20 protein-coding genes and 2 pseudogenes are annotated in these 20,376 nt (G+C 40.3%); 15 read left to right on the forward strand and 7 right to left on the reverse strand.

Annotation, left to right across the window (positions count from 1 at the left end):
• Positions 1-117: 117 nt before the first annotated feature.
• The 5 genes from V7K85_RS07340 to V7K85_RS07360 all read left to right on the forward strand — a co-directional run bounded on the left by V7K85_RS07340 (position 118) and on the right by V7K85_RS07360 (position 3,313).
• Positions 118-453 (forward strand): DUF2499 domain-containing protein, encoded by a 336-nt coding sequence (locus tag V7K85_RS07340; RefSeq protein ID WP_334812250.1) that lies wholly within the window; start codon positions 118-120, stop codon positions 451-453.
• Entirely contained in the window at positions 450-749 is a 300-nt protein-coding gene (locus V7K85_RS07345; RefSeq protein WP_334812252.1) for a DUF3593 domain-containing protein, read from the forward strand. Before V7K85_RS07340 ends, V7K85_RS07345 begins: the two co-directional genes overlap by 4 nt.
• A 54-nt stretch (positions 750-803) precedes the next feature.
• Complete coding sequence (gene hisA / locus V7K85_RS07350; RefSeq protein WP_334812254.1) at positions 804-1,577, forward strand: 1-(5-phosphoribosyl)-5-[(5-phosphoribosylamino)methylideneamino]imidazole-4-carboxamide isomerase; 774 nt, start codon at positions 804-806, stop codon at positions 1,575-1,577.
• 444 nt (positions 1,578-2,021) lie between these two features.
• Positions 2,022-2,540 (forward strand): tyrosine-type recombinase/integrase, encoded by a 519-nt coding sequence (locus tag V7K85_RS07355; protein ID WP_334812358.1) that lies wholly within the window; start codon positions 2,022-2,024, stop codon positions 2,538-2,540.
• A gap of 275 nt (positions 2,541-2,815) precedes the next feature.
• Positions 2,816-3,313 carry a hypothetical protein gene (locus tag V7K85_RS07360; protein WP_334812256.1) on the forward strand — a complete coding sequence of 166 codons (498 nt, stop codon included), beginning with the start codon at positions 2,816-2,818 and terminating at the stop codon, positions 3,311-3,313.
• A 60-nt stretch (positions 3,314-3,373) separates the two neighbouring features.
• Here the strand turns inward: V7K85_RS07360 and V7K85_RS07365 are convergent, their stop codons facing one another.
• Entirely contained in the window at positions 3,374-5,095 is a 1,722-nt protein-coding gene (locus V7K85_RS07365) for a GNAT family N-acetyltransferase (RefSeq protein ID WP_334812258.1), read from the reverse strand.
• A 413-nt stretch (positions 5,096-5,508) separates the two neighbouring features.
• Between V7K85_RS07365 and V7K85_RS07370 the strand changes: the two genes are divergently transcribed.
• The 3 genes from V7K85_RS07370 (at position 5,509) to V7K85_RS07375 (ending at position 6,932) form a co-directional block, all read left to right on the forward strand.
• Complete coding sequence (locus V7K85_RS07370) at positions 5,509-5,709, forward strand: hypothetical protein (protein ID WP_334812260.1); 201 nt, start codon at positions 5,509-5,511, stop codon at positions 5,707-5,709.
• A gap of 101 nt (positions 5,710-5,810) precedes the next feature.
• Positions 5,811-6,107, forward strand: a complete 297-nt coding sequence (locus V7K85_RS36410; protein ID WP_442940551.1) for a GAF domain-containing protein — start codon at positions 5,811-5,813, stop codon at positions 6,105-6,107.
• On the forward strand, positions 6,108-6,932 hold the full coding sequence (locus tag V7K85_RS07375; RefSeq protein WP_442940552.1) for a sensor histidine kinase: 825 nt from the start codon (positions 6,108-6,110) through the stop codon (positions 6,930-6,932). It abuts the gene before it with no gap.
• A 573-nt stretch (positions 6,933-7,505) separates the two neighbouring features.
• Here the strand turns inward: V7K85_RS07375 and V7K85_RS07380 are convergent.
• Both V7K85_RS07380 and V7K85_RS07385 read right to left on the reverse strand, forming a co-directional pair.
• Positions 7,506-8,524: pseudogene (locus tag V7K85_RS07380) on the reverse strand (hypothetical protein).
• Positions 8,525-8,577: 53 nt separating this feature from the next.
• Complete coding sequence (locus V7K85_RS07385) at positions 8,578-9,561, reverse strand: hypothetical protein (RefSeq protein ID WP_334812361.1); 984 nt, start codon at positions 9,559-9,561, stop codon at positions 8,578-8,580.
• A gap of 566 nt (positions 9,562-10,127) precedes the next feature.
• Here V7K85_RS07385 and V7K85_RS07390 point away from each other — a divergent pair.
• From V7K85_RS07390 to V7K85_RS07410, 5 genes are all read left to right on the forward strand, one after another.
• On the forward strand, positions 10,128-10,880 hold the full coding sequence (locus tag V7K85_RS07390; RefSeq protein WP_334812262.1) for a response regulator transcription factor: 753 nt from the start codon (positions 10,128-10,130) through the stop codon (positions 10,878-10,880).
• 53 nt (positions 10,881-10,933) lie between these two features.
• Positions 10,934-12,253 carry a sensor histidine kinase gene (locus tag V7K85_RS07395; protein WP_334812264.1) on the forward strand — a complete coding sequence of 440 codons (1,320 nt, stop codon included), beginning with the start codon at positions 10,934-10,936 and terminating at the stop codon, positions 12,251-12,253.
• Between the two features lie 28 nt (positions 12,254-12,281).
• Positions 12,282-12,950, forward strand: a complete 669-nt coding sequence (gene phoU, locus V7K85_RS07400) for a phosphate signaling complex protein PhoU (protein ID WP_334812265.1) — start codon at positions 12,282-12,284, stop codon at positions 12,948-12,950.
• Between the two features lie 418 nt (positions 12,951-13,368).
• Entirely contained in the window at positions 13,369-13,998 is a 630-nt protein-coding gene (locus V7K85_RS07405) for a Crp/Fnr family transcriptional regulator (protein ID WP_334812267.1), read from the forward strand.
• 128 nt (positions 13,999-14,126) lie between these two features.
• Positions 14,127-15,767, forward strand: coding sequence for an iron uptake porin (locus V7K85_RS07410; RefSeq protein ID WP_334812269.1), 1,641 nt, complete (start codon positions 14,127-14,129; stop codon positions 15,765-15,767).
• A gap of 161 nt (positions 15,768-15,928) precedes the next feature.
• Here the strand turns inward: V7K85_RS07410 and V7K85_RS07415 are convergent, their stop codons facing one another.
• Positions 15,929-16,189 (reverse strand): hypothetical protein, encoded by a 261-nt coding sequence (locus V7K85_RS07415; RefSeq protein ID WP_334812271.1) that lies wholly within the window; start codon positions 16,187-16,189, stop codon positions 15,929-15,931.
• Between the two features lie 268 nt (positions 16,190-16,457).
• Between V7K85_RS07415 and V7K85_RS07420 the strand changes: the two genes are divergently transcribed.
• Both V7K85_RS07420 and V7K85_RS07425 read left to right on the forward strand, forming a co-directional pair.
• Complete coding sequence (locus V7K85_RS07420) at positions 16,458-17,063, forward strand: DUF3318 domain-containing protein (protein WP_334812273.1); 606 nt, start codon at positions 16,458-16,460, stop codon at positions 17,061-17,063.
• 424 nt (positions 17,064-17,487) lie between these two features.
• Positions 17,488-17,679 carry a hypothetical protein gene (locus V7K85_RS07425; RefSeq protein WP_334812274.1) on the forward strand — a complete coding sequence of 64 codons (192 nt, stop codon included), beginning with the start codon at positions 17,488-17,490 and terminating at the stop codon, positions 17,677-17,679.
• Positions 17,680-17,867: 188 nt separating this feature from the next.
• Here V7K85_RS07425 and V7K85_RS07430 read toward each other — a convergent pair whose 3' ends face one another.
• The 3 genes and pseudogenes from V7K85_RS07430 to V7K85_RS07440 all read right to left on the reverse strand — a co-directional run bounded on the left by V7K85_RS07430 (position 17,868) and on the right by V7K85_RS07440 (position 20,209).
• The gene (locus V7K85_RS07430) at positions 17,868-18,272 is read right to left on the reverse strand and encodes a hypothetical protein (protein ID WP_334812276.1); all 405 of its coding nucleotides are present in this window, start codon (positions 18,270-18,272) and stop codon (positions 17,868-17,870) included.
• Positions 18,273-18,637: 365 nt separating this feature from the next.
• Positions 18,638-18,826 (reverse strand): annotated as a pseudogene (locus tag V7K85_RS07435) (Uma2 family endonuclease); the annotation flags it as partial.
• 15 nt (positions 18,827-18,841) lie between these two features.
• Positions 18,842-20,209 (reverse strand): hypothetical protein, encoded by a 1,368-nt coding sequence (locus V7K85_RS07440; protein ID WP_334812278.1) that lies wholly within the window; start codon positions 20,207-20,209, stop codon positions 18,842-18,844.
• Positions 20,210-20,376 lie beyond the last annotated feature (167 nt).

A 20,376-nucleotide genomic window follows, 5' to 3' on the forward strand; every position in this document is an offset into this window, starting at 1 on the left:
CTGTCGTTGATACAGATAGTAGACTCATTCACAAGTTCTATTTTCAAACTTCGTAACAGAGGAAGATAGAAAAGACTCCAAACTCCAAACTCCAAACTCCAAACTCCTAACTTTCTTATGCACGCCCTTTCGATTCCCACCTGGATTATTCATGTTTCTAGCGTTATTGAGTGGATTGTCGCCATTTGGTTAATCTGGACTTACGGCGAACTCACAGGCAACCGCAGTTGGTGGGGATTATCCCTTGCCATGTTACCAGCTTTAGTCAGCGCCATGTGTGCTTGTACCTGGCATTATTTCGACAACGCCGAATCTCTGGAATGGCTGGTAACGCTTCAAGCTACCATGACCTTAGTTGGTAATTTTACGCTTTGGGCGGCGGCGTTTTTGATTTGGCGTTCTACCAAATCTCCTGACACTGTTGAACCAAAACCTATTAAATCAGAGCAATGATTTCTAAAGAAACCCTATTTGCGCTTTCACTGTTTCCCTACTTGGGTTTCTTGTGGTTTCTCAGCCGCAGTCCGCAAATGCCGCGTTTAGCGCTGTATGGATTTTACGGTACTCTCGTGTTTGTTGGCGTCACCATCCCGGCGGGGATTTATGCTGTATTGCATTATGGCAAGTCTTTGGCAGATGTGGATTGGTTGCACGGTGGTGCAGAAGTATTTTTGACCCTTTCTAACATCTTGCTTGTGCTAGGTTTTGGGCAAGCTGTAAGGCAATTAAAAATGAATAATGAAAAATAGTAAATTCAGCTATAGCTAGGGTTTTGATTGCATTGAGTTATGAGGAAAAGGTAAATGGATGTAATTCCAGCGATTGATTTACTAGAAGGTCACTGTGTGCGACTGTATCAGGGAGACTACGATCGCTCCCAAGTTTTTAGCGAAAACCCGGCTGACGTTGCCAAACAGTGGGTAGATCAAGGTGCTACCAGATTGCATATAGTTGATTTAGATGGTGCCAAAGCAGGTAAAGTAGTAAACCTGGGGGCAATTGAAGCGATCGCTCAAGCGGTGTCAGTGCCGATTGAAATTGGTGGAGGATTACGCGATCGCACCAGCGTGCAACAAGTGTTTAATCTAGGCGTACAGTGGGCAATTCTCGGCACCATCGCCGTAGAACAACCCCAGCTAGTGCAAGAACTGTGTGAAGAATTTCCCGAACAGATTATCATCGGGATTGATGCTCGTAACGGACGCGTAGCAACTCGCGGTTGGTTAGAAACTTCGGAAGTTTTAGCAACCCAACTGGCTGTAAAAATGCAAGAATTGGGTGCAGCCGCGATAATTTACACAGATATCCAGCGAGACGGTACACTTACAGGCCCCAATTTGGAAGCTTTGCGAGAACTTGCAGCGGCAATTTCCATCCCGATAATTGCCTCTGGTGGGGTAAGTTCTGTTACCGATTTGTTGAGTTTGTTGGCGTTAGAACCTCAAGGCGTGACTGGTGTGATTGTCGGACGTGCTTTGTATACTGGGGATATTTTACTCAAAGAAGCATTACGAGCGATCGGCCCTGGGCGGATTCAGGATATTCCACCTAATCTAGGTTTTTCTAGTTTTGCTTGACCTTTTCTGTCTTTGGTGAAACACTCCACACACTGTACTCAGTACTTCGAGTACAGTGGTGGTTCTCTTAACCAGTCCGGCTATTTGTTTTAGCTAAAGAGTGAACGGTACGGAGGATGAAATGGTTGTTAAACATGCCAAGCTCAAGCTTTGTTTTATCAGATTGATGCTCAGAAGACTGGCCGCTAGCTAGAAAAAAAATATCAAATGGGTTCTATAGATAATTTTCTGGTGCTTAAAAGATAAGTAATACTTAACTGAGGTCAGTTTTGGGTAGTTCTTCACGAAAGCATCAGGGTTTGGGAGAATGGGAAGTGTCCATAAAATAACGCCTAAAGAGGACACTACCAGCGAGAATAAATGAGGCCACCGCCCCCAACTCGTCTACCCAACAAGCATTACAGGTCTAGAGAATACCTTACACCAAGCGAGGTGTGATCTCTGCTGAATGCCGCACTTGATCGCAAAGCTCGTTATTCCCACCGTGATTATACACTGATGCTGATGATGTTTCGCCACGGTCTTAGGGTGGGCGAAGCTGTAGGGGCTAAGTACGGTTTAAGGTGGGATGCAGTGATGTGGGGCGAACGCCAGATTTTCATCACCAGGGAAAAGGGCAGTGACTCAGGGATACATCCCTTGAGAGATGATGAACTGGAATTGCTTAAAAAGCTAAGAAAACAGTTTGCTGATAGCAAATATATTTTCGTTTCTGAGCGTGGTGAGGTAATGTCTACTGATGCAGTGCGAAAGCTGCTTGGGCGACTGGCAGCACAGGCTGGGCTTGATATCAAAGTTCACTGTCACATGATGCGCCATGCTTGCGGTTACTATCTGGTGAATCAGGGTTATAACACTAGAGAAATTCAAGACTTCCTGGGACACCGTGATATCAAACACACTGAAAAATATACAAAGTTAAATGCTCGACGGTTCCTGAATTTTGATTGGGGTGATTTGTGATAACGTTTTAGAGTTAACCCAAGTCTATCTAAAACTTTTTTGGCATTATGATAAAGCTCTTAGTTACTTTGATTAACATCTCGTTGCTAGGAAGCATCCCACACATTGGGTGCAATTAATACAGTTTTCTCCTTGCTAACCAGGATGTTTAAAGCAGGTCATCAAATCTTTAACATAACTTTCCGAATCATTCTTATTTCACCCCAAGATAACATAGACAATGTATAGTATTTACTCTGGATGATTACAGAGAGCGATTAATTTGGGAGGTCTTTATGCAAGCTAAATATATAAAAGCTTTAAGTATCAAGCGAATATATGCTGAACGCATTATTTGTGGTATAAAAACTATTGAATTGCGAAAACGTCCAATTGGTATGGAATTAGGTAATCTTATTCTTTTATATGAAACTGCTCCTGATGCTGTTATAAGAGGAGGATTTATAGCAGATAAAACTATATCTTTACCTGTTTACAAAATGTGGGAACAGTATCATTCGGTTATGGGGGTAGAAAAAGAGTTTTATGACAGCTATTTTGAGAACTGTGAATTTGCATATGGTACTTTAATCTATCGCAATTTTAGCTTTACTGAGTTGCCTCTGAACGAAATATATAAGCTCTGTTCTGGTTTTACACCTCCACAAGCTACAATCAATTGGCGTGAGGATTGGTATATTCATTATGAGTGGATTAATGTACTAGAAGATTGCAGAAATGAATTGATGCACAAAGGACGGCTCAGTAAACAATTAAATTTATTCACCTATTAGCAATTCTTCAAATTTTTTAGTTGTGAGATGACCAAAGTTTTAGTAATTTAACATAATCATTTACCATTCCATTCCTCCTTCTTTAACAATATCTTCATATTGCTGATAGCTAATACTTTGCATATGTTGAGGGACACCCTTAATACCAAATTTGCTAAATCTAGAACTAGGAATTGGGTTTGTAAATGGTACCCACCAACCAAATCTTAGCGCCATTGCACACCCTAGATTAGTCCCTTGTTGTTTGATATGATTTTGAATATCATGTATCTGATATACACCAATACCTCCAAATTTGAGAAAAAGGTCTTCAGGTAAAGCAATACGGCGTTTAAGAATATAACCCATTCCACCAATCATACTTTCTGGACTTGAAATGTAAAATAATATTGGCGCACCAACAACATCTTTATCCGCATGCCAAGGATGACAGTAATAAACATTATCTGTACGAAGAAAAAGTCTATCATTAACATGACTAGTTAATTGTGTTTGTGCATTATTTATTTGTATCATTTTGTTAGCCCATCTTGGCTGAATTGGGACAAGATAAGCTAGCCGATTATTCAAAGCAAACCGAACTGGATAGAACAATTTTTCTAAATCAGAAATAGCAAAATTATTAATTTCTTGGTTTTGATTATATAAAATCAGTTTTTTGCTTAAGTTAGTCTCATGTAATTTAGCTGTTATCTGTAGAAATTGGGGAGGAACAAACCAATTATTATTAGCTACAATGTTCTCATTGCTGGGGATAGAAAAGACTGTATTAACTAAGTCGTTTATAAAAATGTTTATATCTGCTTCTGTGATGCGCTGATAGAAGAAATGTTTAGCGAGAACAAGCTCCCCAGAACTCTTTCCATCTGCACGCTGATATCTACGTTGAGAAATTCCTTCTATACGAAAACCATAGCGTGTAAAAAATGTTAGAAGTTCTGCATTTTGCTCTGATGTGGTTACAATAACTTTTTCAAAACGGTTTCCAATCCAGTCCCTTATGCAGTAAAACAATAGATGCTGACCTAAACCTGTTTTTCGGCTTTCAGGCGCTATGTAAAATAAAGAAAGTTTAGCTGTAAGTTTATCTTTTTTCTTCCAAATAGCTATTGCGCTGATAGGATTATTTTCGATTGAAGCTATGTGAATACGGGCATTTGGATCATTCAACGTTTTACTTAACCACTTGTCAAAGTCTAAGTAAAAATCTTTTAGCGGTTCTAAAAGATTTTTTAATGCGTCTTTATCGTCTGGTTGAGAAAGTCTAATAACTGGTGATAACACTTCTATTCCAGTTAAAGGCGGCAACTCATTTTGGATTCGAGTAACAGCTTCTGTGGGAGACAGTGCTATGATTCCAAAACTAGCACCATGAGTTGTCACTTTTTTACGGAGTGTTTCATCACGGGTTACAAAGACATTACCACCGCATAGTTTATGTGAAGCCAAATGCAAACAATCGCGATAGCCATGTTCTGCATTACGAGAACCCAGCATTGCATTTGACCAAAATTTTTGAAACAAGTTTTGAGCCAGCGAATCACGTTCAGTGGATCGTTGTGGAGAAACACTGTGAACAGGAAGAATGCCTATGCGTTGTGCTATTTCTGGTCTTTGGTTGCCTGCATTTCCAATAACCTCTGCTGACAGTTGCTCTGTTACTACTAACTTCACAGCATCAGTGAAGCCAAATTGTAAAAGCAGAATAAGTTGTTGGTCTACTGATTCATGGGTGTTAAGCAGATTTAGGACACAAGATGTATCTAGAGTGAATATTTCCACAAATACTCCAGAAAATATTAATTATTTACGGATAATGTTTGTAATGTCTCAAGAAATTTAGCCTATGACCGCGCCACCTGCCAGTGCAGCAGGATTGGCTTTTTGGGTTGGCTCGGATAAGTTGATTGGCTCATCCTCTCAGCATCTTAGATTTTGGTTATAGCAATAGCCAGCCAAAATAGTAAAACACGAGTATATCGCACTTCTCCAAAAAAGCTCAAATACACGAACTCGATTAGCGATCGCTCCCACGGGGGCGGGAAATGATAGTTAAGTGACATTGGGGACTTCCAAAAAATAAAACATTCCTTTGTAATAATGATTATTATTATCAAATAAATATTGTTTTTTGATTTTCTTGGGATAATTTATTCTTTGGAAGTCCCTTACTCACTACCCTTTTGCAAGTAGTGATGGAAAATGCTAGGGCACAAAAAGCTGCCCTGCTAGTACTCCAACAGGGCGACTTAGTGGTTGAAGCTGTAGCCAGTATCAATGAAGGAGTCACTCTGGTATCTGTACCATTGTCAACCAACGAAGCCATTCCAATTACACTGGTAAACTCTGTCAAACACAGCTTAAAAACTATTAGACCTCTTGCAAAAGTCCCCTAACACCCCACCCCCAACCCCTCCCCGCAGGCGGGGAGGGGAGAATTTGACGTAAGTCAAAGGCGGGGTGGGGTTCTTTTTTTGATTTATGCAAGAAGTTTATTGTGCTGGATGATGCAACAGCACAAACTGATTTTATCGCCGATCTATATTTCATCCAGCAACAACCTAAAAGTCTGTTGTGTACGTCGATGTTAAATCAGGGTAAAATCATCGGGCTGCTATATCTAGAAAATCCCCTGACAATTGGTGCATTTACGAGCGATCGCACTGAAGTTATCCAACTGCTATACACCCAAGCCGCCATCTCTTTAGAAAATGCCCGTCTTTATCAAGAATCCCAGAATTATGGACAACAGTTAGAGCGATCGCTGCAAGAACTTGAGCAAGCCCAATTATAAATGGTGCAAAATGAAAAAATGGCAACCTTGGGCAATTTGGTTGCTGGGGTGGCACATGAAATTAATAATCCCATTGGATTTCTCAAAGGCAGCCTCAACAATGCCGAAGAGTATACTCAAGACTTACTTGCCCATATCCAATTGCTTAAACAACATCATCCCACTCCTGCGATCGCAGTCATTGAGCATGGCGAAAAAATTGACTTAGAATTCCTGACTGAAGACTTCCCAAAGCTAGTAAGTTCGATGAAGGTGGCTTCGGAACGGATTAGAGACATTAGTACCAGTCTCCGCACCTTCTCCAGAGCGGATACTACCGAAAAAGTTGCTTGTAATCTCCATGAAGGGATTGAAAGTACGCTGTTGATTTTGAAGTATCGCCTCAAAGCTAACGAAAAACGTCCAGCGATCGAAGTCATCACCGAATATGGAAAATTACCACCTGTAAAGTGCTTTTTAGGACAGCTAAATCAAGTATTTATGAACATCCTCGCTAATGCAATTGATGCCTTCGATACATCCATTCAGGGACGTTCTTTTGCCCAAGTACAAGCCGATCATCAGCAAATACTGATTCACACTGAAGTATCCAGTGACCGACGCACGGTAACAATTCAGATCAAAGATAACGGTCAGGGGATGCCAGAGGAGATTAAAGCGCAGATATTTAACCACCTGTTTACAACTAAAGAGGTTGGGAAAGGAACAGGATTAGGATTAGCGATCGCTCGTCAAATTGTCGAGGAAACCCACGATGGGCGGTTGAGTTGCAATTCTGTGCTTGGCGAAGGAACAGAATTTGTCATTGAGATTCCAATATCTTAATGGCTACTACTCTGATTCAAACAAGTACAGACCTATAGCCTACACACTTAAACAAAGACAAAATTGTTCTGAGTTAACGTAGTGGTATTAAATCTAATCAAATGTATGTTGTCAAGTTTTGAGATTACCTATTTTGTCCAGCCAGCAAGCGATCGCTGACTCATATATTAAGATTTGTATTGATTCCATTAAAAGTAAAGGTTCCTACAGGCGTAACATTATCTAATAACTTTTTTTGGTTAAACTTAAATTTTCTGTGATATATTTCTGTAATCTACAATACCCGTGGTGTAGATACTATTGTCGTAAATTTCAAAATTTAGTATTATGTCTAGTCAAGAACAAAATTCCAACAAAGCATTGAAGCAAACACAAGTTAGCGGTATAAAGAAGAAAATACAACCTCCCCCAGATATCAAAAAACCAAATAAAACCGAATAAAAAGCTTTAGAGTTCCTTGTAGAGACTTAAATTCCATTAAGTCTCTACAATTCTCATCAAAAATAAATCAGCTAATTTATTTTTCACTTGAGTCTTCGCCTGTTCTAAAGCTATTTCTTTGATTGCCTGGTATCAATTAACATTTCAAGTACCTTCAATAGTTTTAACTGCTAAATCCTGAACTTGTTTGAGAGTAGATTCAAGTTGTTTAGAAAGATTTTGAATCCGCATCTCTTGATTAGTAATCGTTTGTTCTAGAGATTGCAGTCTTTGTTCATAGAAACGCTTTTGTCCTTCCACTTGCTTAGAATATAAATCTGATTTTACTTTAGCTTGGTAGTGGGCGATGCCTTTGCCTTCTTCCGTAGCTTTTTTTATAGCTGCTTCTTTGTCTTTCGGAAAAGCCTCTACCTTGGCTTTTAATTCTTCAAATTGTTTCTCTCTCTCAGAAATTGCTTTCTCCCGTTCAGCCCACTGTTTTTCTGTTTGTTGTAGTAATTCTTCCAGTTGTTTATATAGTGCTTTCTGCTCTTGTTCGTATTCGTCATTTTCCAGTTGCCGCTGGAGTTCTAAATTATACTTATACTCGGACGCATCGCGTTGTCGAGTTTTATTCGAGTTTTCATTCCGTTCTTTTATCGCCCGTTGCTGTTCCTGCTGTTCTTTTCCCCAAGTATTCTTTTGCTCTAATATTTCTTGGAATAACACTTGAGAACGCCGAGTATATTCTTCCTGATAAGCGTTGGTATTATCTTCATAGGCTTGGATGATCATATCCAAGATATCATCAGAAATTTCCAAATTGTGCAACTGTGTTAATTGTCAGATTTCTTCTTCTACATTTAGCCTGATTCCTTCTAACTTAGAGGCTTTTGTAGTTAGCTGCTCCGAAAATTCATTAGTAGCACTGCCAAAAATTAATTGAATATTCGCCAAGCTTTTAATTGTATTGTTCATTTTTTTTTGACCCTATAAAGTTGATTTGTAGCAGTTTTTTGTTCTAATTTAGGCTGTTCTTTAGTTACAGACTGATTTTCTTTGCCAACTTGATCAAGTTCCGATTTCAGCGCTGCTTTTTCTTTAGCTAACTCTTCATACGTTTGAAGATTTTCTACTTTAGTATTCTTATAAGTAGGTTTTTTTCCCACCACAATAAACCTCCTCTTCAGGAATTAAAAATTATTCAGATGCTACAGACTCATAACTATTTAGGAGTAGAACTACCAAAAGCCCTCATAGCTAACTCTTGTGCTTGTTTTAATGCAGTTTGCAATTGAGCATAAATACCTTCTATTTGCTCAGACTGTTTCTTGATTGTTTCTTCCAGAGATTGAATTCTTAGTTCATAACTCTGTTTATTAGCTGACCACTCTTTATCAAATAAATCAGCCTCAATTTTAGTTTTTTGACTTGTTTCTTTAATTGCCTCTTCTCTAGCTTTTTTAACGGCTTCTTCCAGTTCGTTAGGAAATGTAGCTACTTTTTGTTGATAGTCCGCAAAGATTGGTTGACGTTCAGCGAATATCTTTTCTCGTTCTGCCCAATCTTTCTGTTTATTTGGAGAATTTTCTGGTATTTCCCTTTGTTGTTGGTGCTTTATCGCTTCGTAGCTGTCTGTATTTAGTTTACGAATAGTTTCTAACTCATATTGAGATTCTTCTTGTTCTTGCTGGCGATTTTTGGCTAATAAATCATTATATGCTTGGAGTTTTTCCTCATACTCTGCTTGCTCTTTTTGCCATTCTTTCCGCCTGATTGTAATTTCTTTCTCAAGTGCTTCCCTTTTGTTGATAGTATCTTGTTCTAGGGTTTTCAATTTTCCTTGGTGTTCTTGACTTAAAATGTCTAGAGTATCCGCTATAACCCTGATTTGTTGAAGCTCTTGTAGGCGTTGAGTTTCAATTTCTATAGCTCGGTTCAATTCATCTAACTTAGAGTTTTCCTGAGCTAGTTTTTCAGATAATACATTTAGAATACTGCCAAACTCCAATTGTAAATCAGCTAAACCTTTGACAATACTATCAATCGTATATGTAGAAGCTGCTTGCAGGATTCCTTGACTTTTTGCCTTTTCAACTTCCTCTTGTTTGGTTGCTATTTTAGATTCCAGCTTTTTTCTTTGGATGATAATTTGTTGAAATGCTTGCATTAGTTGTTGTTTGCTGTCGTTGACTCCAACTGTAGTTATCTTCCAACTCCCTTCAATAGGCAATGATTTATTGGGTAGCAAGCCATACGAAGGACTACCCTATGCAGACATCAGGGTAGCCTTTAAATCAACATTTTTAGTACAGTGGAAATACTGAAATAATCAACAGATGACACTTAGTTAGAGTATGAATTTTCCACACATGTGTCTTTTTGCTTTTCAGGTATAGTTATTCCCTTGGAGATTTATAGTATTTTTGTACTAGGATAAATATACTCAAATTGATCTGCTCTTGTCAAGAAAACCCTTTATGTAATTGCCTTACACAACAAAATATGAAAATGTCTTTTTCTATCACCTATCACCTGCTCCCTATTTTTAAAACAGAATCGAAGCTATTTAGGAATTTGAAAATCCAAAGTCCTTAATTAAAATATTATTGTTTGCAGCCAGAGTGATTTAGGAGCGTGCTGTGGCAGATGTTACTTTTTGTAAATAAAATCTCAAAGAATTAACCCTAGTAGAAGCGCGGTTGCAGTAAGGCTAGATAATAGATTCAATTATCCTAATTGATACAAGCACAGTCCAAGACTTTTGTGATATCAATGTATACCAGTGAATCGACTAAATATTCTGCCAGAACGGATATTGGACAAACCAGCCGTATTCTAATAGTAGAAGATGAAGAATTAATCCAGGAAATGCTAGCTGTAGCCCTGGAAGAGGAAGGTTACCAGGTGATAACTGCCCCCGATGGGCGGTCTGCTATAGAGTATCTCAAAAGTTTTGAAACCAACTCAGGGGAACTTCCCTTTGATCTGATCATTCTTGATTTGATGCTGCCTCAAATCAATGGGCTAGATATTTGCCGTTTACTGCGTCATCAAGGAAACCCAGTACCTATTTTAATGCTCAGTGCTAAGGGTAGTGAAACTGACCGCGTTCTGGGCTTAGAGGTGGGAGCAGATGACTACCTAACCAAACCCTTTAGTATGCGTGAGTTAGTGGCTCGTTGTCGCGCTTTACTCCGCCGCCAACGTCTAAGTAATTTACCACAAGTACCAGTATTAAAATTTAAGGATGTCACCTTGAATCCCCAAGAATGTCGTGTGCTGGTTCGTGGTCAAGAGGTGAGTCTTTCCCCCAAAGAGTTCCGCTTGCTGGAACTGTTTATGAGTTACGCCCGTAGGGTATGGTCACGGGAACAATTGCTAGATCAAGTTTGGGGACCAGATTTCGTCGGTGATAGTAAAACCGTAGACGTTCACATTCGGTGGTTGCGCGAAAAATTAGAGCAAGACCCCAGTCATCCCGAATATATTGTGACTGTACGAGGTTTTGGCTATAGGTTTGGATAATTAGTTTGGATAGTTGTTAGTTTTTAGTAGTCACCAAGAAACTAACAACTCAAATGCTTTTATTGGGATTTTTTCTGGGTTTAGCGGTAGGCATTGGGTTTTGGGTTTGGCAACAGGTTCAACTTAGCCGCTACCTGGGGCGCTTACTCCAACCGTTAACCTCGCATTCTTACAAGATGGGACTGCTGCTGATTCCTGGGTTGCGCCAGGAAATAGCGATGGTAAAGCAGCAGCGGCAAGATTTGCAGCAGTCGTTGCAAACTTACCAAGACCTGCTAGATTTTGCACCAGTGGGATATTTGCAGGTAGATGAGGAAAATCAACTGCTGTGGTGTAATCGACAGGCGCAGGAAATTTTGTATCTGCAAAGGTGGCAACCAGAACAGGTGCGCTTGTTACTGGAGTTGGTACGGTCTTACGAACTTGACCATTTAATTGAGCAAACTCGTGACCGGCAAAAACCACAGACAGGAGAATGGGTATTTCATCCATCTTGTGATAATGCGGCAGAGATGCCAACAATAAAATCTCTGGCTTTGCGGGCGTCTAGCTTGCCTTTACCCAATGGACAAGTGGGAGTCTTTTTAGAAAATCGTCAACCCCTATTAGATATAAATCAAATACGCGATCGCTCTTTTTCTGATCTAGCCCACGAACTCAGAACACCCTTGACTTCGATTCGCTTAGTTGTGGAAACTTTACAAATCCGCTTGGAACCACCTCTAAATCGTTGGGTTAACCGTTTGATGCAGGAAGTTGATCGGCTGATTAATTTAGTGCAAAGCTGGCTAGACCTCACCCAAATGGAAGCAAACCCAAATATGCAATTGCAAGCCAAAGCTGTAGAATTGCGATCGCTGATTGCATCTGTTTGGGAAACACTAGAACCCTTGGCAGGGCGCCAACATCTGTCTCTTGCTTATTCTGGCCCAGAAAATCTTTGGATTAAGGCAGATGAAGCCCGGATTTACCAGGTTTTTCTCAACTTGCTAGACAATAGCATTAAGTACAGTCTTCCTTGTACAAGTATTCGCGTTGAAACAAAAATCTTATCAACCAAGGATAATGATGGGGCTTCCCCAATCCTGGAAATAAATCTTATCGATTCTGGAGTCGGGTTTTCTGAGGCAGATTTACCCCACGTTTTTGAGCGATTTTATCGAGGAGATAAAGCGCGAACCCATTCCCCCCAAGATGGTAACTCCATAGGGGCGATCGTTGGCAATGGTTTAGGTTTAGCGATCGTTGAGCAAATTCTTCTGGCCCACGGGGGTTCAATCAAAGCTATGAACCATCCAGAAACTGGTGGTGCGTGGATGCAACTTCAATTTCATGAAGTTATGGCAAACTCCTTAAGCCAAGACTATAGTTAATAATATCTTCACGTTTGAGACAACAAGTGTGAAAGCTGTCGATTATACTCCCAATCCTCAAAGACCCCAACTCGCACGCGCCATTAGGCGCTTAGAACGGGATGTATTACGCATGGGTGCTTTGGTAGAACAATCATTTCGCCTCAGCCACCAAGCCTTATTTGCTCGTAACTTAACAGCAGCTGAGGAACTTCCCCGATTAGATAAAAAGATTGATCGCTTTTATAGACAAATCGAATCAGACTGTACGGCGATTATGACGCTGCAAGCGCCTACGGCTCAAGATTTGCGCTGCTTGAGTGCTTTTATGCAACTGGTGCGAGACTTAGAGCGCATTGGCGATTATGCTAAGGATTTAGCTGAGATTGCGATTAAAATCTTTCCTTATGCGCCTCATACGTGTTTGCCAGAGATTGAAGCTATGTCCCTTCACGCGCAGGCGATGCTAGCAACTAGCTTGAAGGCTTTGGGAGATTTCGATGAAGCCGGGGGGCGTCGTTTAAAGCACTTAGATGATACTGTAGACGATGCCTACGATCATGTTTATCAGACTTTAGCCCAACAACGGGATGTGCCTGGTGTAGTCGAGCCAATTATACTGCTAGCACTGGCAATTCGTTGTCTAGAACGAATGGCAGATCACGCCACTAATATTGGTCAAAGGGTAGCATATATTGTTACCGGTCAACGCTCTTAATTGACGTGCTGCCCAGCTCCCCGACTTCTTCAAGAAGTCGGGGAGCTAAATCCAGCGATTTAGTCAGCGCCATTCCACTCTATATCTTGATAATTATTTGCGCCTACTCACTTACTTAGTTTTCAGAAAATACCAAAATAATTAAAAATAAGTTAACTGAATATTTTACTAAAAGCTTACCTATTCTTAAACTTGCACAATTAAAGTAACAGATAAATAACTAAAAAATTCCGGGTCTATCTCACTGATAGATACCTTAAACTAAAAGTTGTTGCCATCAGAAAATTTTTAGTTAGTCCCTAGCTGTGATTGAGAAGAATAGACTTTCAGGTCTACAGGTAACTTTTGATACAAATTATTGGAGTTTCTTAATCATTGTAAATAGCGAGATTCCCTGATAATTATGTAATTACAGTTAATGATCTATTCCACAAGTCCTACTTCAAACTCTTCTGACGTGTTAAATAGCTCTGCTTTTAGCGGACAATTACCCCAGCAGATATTTACCCGTCGGGAAGTAATTCCACCTCAAAATGACGTACTTTGGCGTATTGAACACGGGGCAGTTCGTACCTTAACGTGGAGTGAAGATGGAACATTCATCACTCTCGGTTATTGGGGATTAGGGGATCTGATTGGTTATCCTTTGTCTAGAGTCAAGCCCTACCAGATTGAATGTCTCACAGGCGTGGAAGTAAGCATTGTGCCACCTCATCTGTGGCATCAAGATATTAATGCTTTGTTGTCTCACATTCAACAGGCAGAGGATCTACTAAGCATTGTGCATCGAAAACCAATTTCGCTACGTTTATGGCAGTTTTTAGTGTGGTTAAGTGAAAAATTTGGACGTGATGTAGATAAGGGCAAGCTAATTGATTTAAATGTTACCCATCAAGATATTGCTGAAGTGTTAAATACAACGCGAGTAACAGTTACCCGGCTACTACAACAGTTGGAGGAAGAAGGAACAGTTTTACGTCACAAACGCCGCATTATTTTGCGGTCACCAAATAAATTAATTGAAAATTATAGTTCATTACTATATTAAATGACTTGTTTTTATCACAGAATATAAGGTATAATCATCGCTGTGATTGTGTGTAAAATTCCTGAAAGTAAAGTGTTTTAAAGCATTTTACATGATTGGATGATCTAGGTGTGAGTGAGAGTAAGAACATGACAAAACGATTCTGGAATCTTTTTAAGGTTAGTCCGGTTGTTGTAGCTGCTGCATTTTTTGCTGCCAATAGTGCCTTAGCTGCCGAAGTCAACGAACAGCTAACAAATGTTGCCCAGTTATCTGAAGCTCAAGAGTCTAACAACATGAGTCAGGTAACATCAGTTTCGCAATTTTCGGATGTGCAGCCCACAGATTGGGCATTCCAAGCTTTACAATCCTTAGTTGAGCGCTACGGCTGTATTGCAGGTTATCCCAACAGTACCTATCGTGGTAACCGTGCTTTGACCCGTTATGAATTTGCCGCAGGTTTGAATGCCTGTTTAGACCGGGTTAACGAACTGATTGCTACAGCTACCGCCGATTTGGTCAGCAAACAAGACCTGGCTACTTTACAGCGCTTACAAGAAGAATATTCTGCTGAACTAGCAACCCTGCGTGGTCGTGTCGATGGACTAGAAGCCCGCACTGCTGAGTTGGAAGCTAATCAGTTCTCTACTACCACCAAGCTAGTTGGAGAAGCAGTTTTCGCCGCGTCTGATGTTTTTGGCAACAATAGAGCAGTTCCTGGTGGTGCTCCGGCTCAAGACTTGGATTCTAACACCACTTTTAGTGACCGTGTTCGTTTGAACTTGTTCAGCAGTTTCACTGGTAAAGACCAGTTGCAAATCCGTCTGAATGCTAACAATACCGTCTCTAATGCTGCTGTGAGCGGTACTAACATGACCCGCTTGGCCTTTGACGGTAACAACAACAACTCTGTTGTAATCGATAAACTCAACTATGCTTTCAACTTCAGTGATGCAGTGCGTGTCAAAGTTGATGCTACTAATGCTGAGTTATACGAAAACGTTAATACCTTCAACCCTGACTTTGCTAGCTCTGGCAGAGGTGCGCTTTCCCGCTATGGACGTTTTAGCCCCATATATCGTCAAGGTCAAGGTGGCGCTGGTTTGACTGTTACCTTCAATCCTAAAGGTGCCATCAGCTTGACTGGTGCTTATATAGCTAGGACTGCTAATGACCCTACCCTTAATAATGGACTGTTGGATGGTGATAACGCCATATTTGGTCAGTTATCTTTCCAACCTAGCAAAGCCTTTAACATTGGTCTAACCTACGCCCGCACTTATCAAACTAATCTTGTTAACAATAATGTTAACAACAACCTTTTCCAAAGTACAGGTAGTGCTTTTGCCAACAATCCCTTTGGGAATAACACTCGTACCGAATCCAATAACTACGGTGTAGAAGCTACCTTCCAACTTAGTAAGTTGGCTATTAGTGGTTGGGGAGGTTATACAACTGCCGATGCTTTAACTGGTGCTAATGCGGGTACAGACGCAGATATTTGGTACTGGGCTGGATCGCTTGCTTTGAGAGACTTTGGTGGAGAAGGTAACGTATTAGGTGTTATTTTTGGTCAACCACCCAGAGTTACTGGTGGTAGCATAAAAAATGTCGCTGCCAATACTAACTTAGATGACGATAAATCTTATCACTTAGAAGGTCTTTACAAGTTCAAGGTTTCCGATAATATTCAAGTCACCCCTGGCTTGTTGGTAATCTTCAATCCAGAGCACAACGATGCTAATGACACTGAATACGTAGGCACTCTACGTACTACTTTCACCTTCTAAAATTGGTGCTGCGAAATAAAGCTCAGAATTAGATCAACAAAAGCCCACTTTTAAGTGGGCTTTTGTTTATTACTCACGGTGAGTGATAAGAGTCAAAAATGCAGTTAGATTTCGTTCCTCAACTAAGCGGGTAGAGTTTTATAAGTATTTAATCCACTTTCCTATGTGGGATTATAATCTGGCTGATTAGATATATCTTTTGGGGGGCGATCGCTACTCCAAGCCCACCACACAGAACCACAGTGGCAATAGTAGAACTCTTGCCATTTGCGACGACGGTCTTCTGTAAGTACAGGCGATCGCCGATTTAGCCAAACTTTTTCAGCTTCTAGGCTACTTGAGCGGCAGTTAGGACAGCAAAATTCATAGGCATGTATTGCCTTATTCGTCCATTCAGGCGGGAGGGAAGCAAAAGCGTCCATATCGTTAAAAATGTAGTATCAATGGTTATCCAAAACTTTCAGGTTTTGAACTTGGGGGCAAACGAGTACCATAAAATCCCGCCACCCTATCAAACTGCTTAATCAATATTCTTATGCCTTTATCTGGTCTCACAAATCGCAATTTGCAGAGGTTTTCACTAATAGAACAGCCATTTAGAAAGACTGCCAGAGCATCGCACAAATCAAAGGTTAACACGAATGATAACTAAAATAGTTACCATGCACATTATGGCTAATAATTAAATTTATGGAGCCAAATGTTGAAATTCGCCGTTTGTTAGATATGATGCCTGCTTCTGGTCGGATGACGACAAAAATCGTTAGTAAGCCAGAGCAAGCAAAAGTGATTGACGCCTCCTTTCCCCAACCCTGGAATCAGGCGCGACCGATATATATTAATTTCGATTTGTGGCGTCGCTTGACCAAGCCGCAACGAGATTTGCAGCTGTTGCAGATGGTTAGTTGGTTGACGGGGGTAAAGTGGTTTAAACCCGACATTTATCAAGGTGTGGTGCTGGCCGGGCTGTTAGGTGGATTATTGGAAGCAGCACAGTCAGATGTCGTGGGTGTAGCCGTAGCTGGGGGATTAAGTGCGATCGCGGCTTTTCGCATCTGGCGCACTAATAAATCTCAAGAGTCAGAGTTAAATGCCGATGCAGCCGCAATTCGCATCGCACAACGGCGCGGTTATTCAGAAGCACAAGCAGCACAGCACCTGTTAACTGCGATTGAAGCGGTGGCCAAAATTGAAGGGCGTTCCAGTTTAAATTTTACTGAGTTGATTCGTTGCCAAAACTTACGAGCGATCGCAGGTTTATCACCAGTTGGTATGCCAGAAAGTTATGATAAGTAGAATAAATGTCTCTGCTGCGCATTTGTAGCAACATTTAAAGTGAAAAGTCTTTATATGGGTTTTTGACAACGATCAATGCCAAAACCTCTAAATTTCAGATGAAGTTTTAGTCTTGTCTCAGCTTAATTTTTACGATAATTTCTCGTTTTTTAGAATTACAGCAAGCTTTCAGTAACAAATACGGCTTTATGCATTTAGCTCAAGGCTTCTAGACTTTAGGCAAAAAGGTGCAAGACATAAGCTTTCAATTAGCTGTAATGCTTGAGGCTATTCTACACTGGAATAAGAGGATGTGTGTTTAACTAACTTAGATGTCAAAAACTGGGAAGTTTTGTCATACCTTCTCGGTGTTGCTTATGAAGTGCTTACCTAGCGTGGTAAAACTTAACTTAAATTCTGTCAGTTACTAACGGAGTTGATAGGAATGGGTACTTTAATTGTTATTGGCTTGATAGCGGTTTACGGAGGCGGGATTTTGAAGTTTTGGAATGGGTTTGGGCGGACTAATTTTAATCCAACTTTGACCAATCGCATTGGTTTATCTTTGCTATGGCCAGCTTTGTTTATTACAAATCAATCCTATCGTCGAAACTTTAGAAAGGCGTTGAAGGGCTAGAGTTTACTATTAAGTCTAACGTCATCCGTTATTGACGGTGGCACATATCTCAATATAAATCTACCCCCCCAACCTCTCTTCCCTACTAGGGAAGAGAGGTTGGTTTTGCTCTTTTTAGGAAGCAGAGGAATTAGGGAAGGATAAGTTCGTTAACGGTTGGAAAGTATTTCGGCTGATGAATTTAGGAATTATTTGTGATTGGTTAATAGATGGATTGCTCCACCTACAGCTGCACCATCAATAGCATTGCCAACGGTATGTCTACCATCACCAGTAACTGCGCCAGTCAATGCGCTAGCCCCTGCACCGACTCCGATATCTTGACCAAGGTTCCGGTTACGACGATGGTGATGGCTTCTCAGACCATTTGCACCATTGACAGCCGCACCAGTGAGACCACCTTTGGCAGCATTACCTAATACACTACCATGTCCCCTAACAGATCCTGTTACTACATTGGTAACAGCCCCAATACCTACATCTCTTAGTACTTGATCATCAGCAGCAGCTGGTTTTGCTGGAACTAAGGTGACACCAGCTAAACTTGCAGCCATGAGGCTGGGTAGAAGTGTGCGCTTGAGGATATTATTCATTGTGTTACCTTTTCAAAACATCAAACAATTGGCTAAAAACCAAAGTTACTAGAGTTGGATAAAATCTGAATTTTTTTATCTGAACAACAGTAACTATTTATTGTTCGAGTACATATTATATTTAATATAATCGCATTCGCAAAGTCATAACTGCATCCACTGAAAGCATGAATATAGATTCAGTCTAGAGAAGGCCTTGCTGATTTCTTCAGTAATGCCGGTTATTACATATTGACAAAATCAATCAAAGATGCTCTTAAGAATTTTAGATATGAAAGTTGCATTTTTTCATTGCTAGCAAGGGATTTCTGATGATCTCCCGCATAGTGTTTACCCTATCTATCTAAAGATAGTTGCCAAAATAATTAAACTAACTCATCGGGGTTAATATTTAATTCTCTTAGTTTAGCAGCCAAGCGTTCCACTCGTGCTTCAGCTTGCTGCGATCGCTCCCATCTTGTTTGTAGCAAATTACCCTGATTATCCCACCAGCGCAGCCAGGGTAATTCTAGATTTTGATAGCGCCCTTGCCAAATTCCTAATTCTACAGCCATCGTTTCAGTTTATTTTTAAACCCAGGGAACAGCTTCGATATTTTCCTGATAGAATTCCTTATTTGCTATACGGTTGAAGTAGTCGCCTTTGTACTCAAAAAGATTTAACAGAATCAGTTCTAAATACCATAATCCAAGTTTATAAGCATCTATTTGTTCTGGAAAGGGTCGGTTAAGATATTTTTGACGCTTTTTTGGATTAGGATGAACGATTGCATTACGTATCTCTGTTAAAGCCTGTGCGCCATCAACCCAGTTTAATTCTTTTTCTTTTGAGGCTTTGAGCAAGTCAGTTAAGCTATCAGGTACTTTCAACGGTACACCACACTGTGAAAGGAGGCGTCTTAGTTGTTCAGCTGCTGGAAGTTTTTTAAATTCTTCTTGACTGATGATAGCTTTTTCTTCCACTAGAAGAGTCCAAGCAAGGATTTCAAAAGCAGCTTGCATCAAAACAATGGAACCTTGTACAGCTCCGGCTTGAGCAATACTTTCCAAATACCAATGGATTGCAAACCTTATCGGCTCATTCCAAGTAGTACTTCGCCAGCGATTAAAGAAACCTGGAAAAAGTTTACTGAGACTGCAAGAATCTTGTGAATCTGCAAACCACGAATGCACACTTCGCCAGGGTGATGTTGTATAAACCGAAGTACAGTTTTCCCAGATCTTTTCCCCGGTGTTGTCATAACCGACTAATAGGATGGGACAAGTCCTGAAGCCTCTAGAAAAAGAGAGAAACCAATGCAAAGCTTCCAAGACCTTATCAGGGTCCTCTGTGGTAAAAGGCTTTTTATCGGAACGTTCGAGTTTTCCCACATGAGTTATGGCGTAGCCTCCTTTTGATTGGAGAGACTTCATAATATCTCCAATGTTTTCCAGCTCATCAATGGAAATATACCAACTCTCAGCTTTTAATATAAGTCTACCTCTCCGCATTCCCCTTAATGTTGATATAGCCATCCCCAGAAATTCATGAAAGTTGGTTAGGTGAAAGAGTATATGTGATAGATTATCTCCCGATCTTAATATTACAGGTTTATTTAATTTACCTGAAATATCTCCACCTTGATGCTCAAAGTAGATAGGAAGAATACTAGAAATCCAAACTTCAGCAGAAGTTTTGATTTCTGAAAGGTTTAGATTACCTTTGCCAAGCTCAAGTTGAAGAAGAGACTCATTATTAGATGTTGAAAACAGGAACTTAACATCGGGAGATGGCAGCCATTCAAAGGAAACAGTACCATTTCCTTCATATACAGTTTCTTCTTGAGTAATTTTTAAGGAACCTTGATAAAGTTGGATAGGTTGATTAGGTTCTCCAGTCAAGTAAATTGGTATAAGTGCAGGAGGATATTGTTTAAAAAGCGATTCCAAAGATTCCATTAAGAGTCTGGTTAGTATATTGAATAAATTTTTACTGTTGCATCCTTAAATATACTAAGTCAGTTAAGCCAGTTTTTGCCAGGGTGATATCGCCTCAAACTCAAGGTTCTGTTCTTGCTGCCCAATTCTCTAAATTAATCCCCTGAACTCTCAGCGCTCCTCTGCGT

The organism is Nostoc sp., from assembly GCF_036917615.1.
In the GTDB taxonomy this organism is placed as follows: Bacteria; Cyanobacteriota; Cyanobacteriia; order Cyanobacteriales; family Nostocaceae; genus Nostoc.

What these genes read in the sequence shown, in the direction of transcription:
- V7K85_RS07345 (WP_334812252.1), top strand. Translation starts at nt 450, where the DNA reads ATGATTTCTAAAGAAACCCTATTTGCGCTTTCACTGTTTCCCTACTTG.
- V7K85_RS07405 (WP_334812267.1), top strand. Translation starts at nt 13,369, where the DNA reads ATGATCTATTCCACAAGTCCTACTTCAAACTCTTCTGACGTGTTAAAT.
- V7K85_RS07375 (WP_442940552.1), top strand. Translation starts at nt 6,108, where the DNA reads ATGGTGCAAAATGAAAAAATGGCAACCTTGGGCAATTTGGTTGCTGGG.
- V7K85_RS07410 (WP_334812269.1), top strand. Translation starts at nt 14,127, where the DNA reads ATGACAAAACGATTCTGGAATCTTTTTAAGGTTAGTCCGGTTGTTGTA.
- V7K85_RS07430 (WP_334812276.1), bottom strand. Translation starts at nt 18,272, where the DNA reads ATGAATAATATCCTCAAGCGCACACTTCTACCCAGCCTCATGGCTGCA.
- V7K85_RS07370 (WP_334812260.1), top strand. Translation starts at nt 5,509, where the DNA reads ATGGAAAATGCTAGGGCACAAAAAGCTGCCCTGCTAGTACTCCAACAG.
- V7K85_RS07395 (WP_334812264.1), top strand. Translation starts at nt 10,934, where the DNA reads ATGCTTTTATTGGGATTTTTTCTGGGTTTAGCGGTAGGCATTGGGTTT.
- V7K85_RS07390 (WP_334812262.1), top strand. Translation starts at nt 10,128, where the DNA reads ATGTATACCAGTGAATCGACTAAATATTCTGCCAGAACGGATATTGGA.
- V7K85_RS07440 (WP_334812278.1), bottom strand. Translation starts at nt 20,209, where the DNA reads ATGGAATCTTTGGAATCGCTTTTTAAACAATATCCTCCTGCACTTATA.
- V7K85_RS07360 (WP_334812256.1), top strand. Translation starts at nt 2,816, where the DNA reads ATGCAAGCTAAATATATAAAAGCTTTAAGTATCAAGCGAATATATGCT.
- V7K85_RS07420 (WP_334812273.1), top strand. Translation starts at nt 16,458, where the DNA reads ATGGAGCCAAATGTTGAAATTCGCCGTTTGTTAGATATGATGCCTGCT.
- hisA (WP_334812254.1), top strand. Translation starts at nt 804, where the DNA reads ATGGATGTAATTCCAGCGATTGATTTACTAGAAGGTCACTGTGTGCGA.
- V7K85_RS07340 (WP_334812250.1), top strand. Translation starts at nt 118, where the DNA reads ATGCACGCCCTTTCGATTCCCACCTGGATTATTCATGTTTCTAGCGTT.
- V7K85_RS07425 (WP_334812274.1), top strand. Translation starts at nt 17,488, where the DNA reads ATGGGTACTTTAATTGTTATTGGCTTGATAGCGGTTTACGGAGGCGGG.
- V7K85_RS07415 (WP_334812271.1), bottom strand. Translation starts at nt 16,189, where the DNA reads ATGGACGCTTTTGCTTCCCTCCCGCCTGAATGGACGAATAAGGCAATA.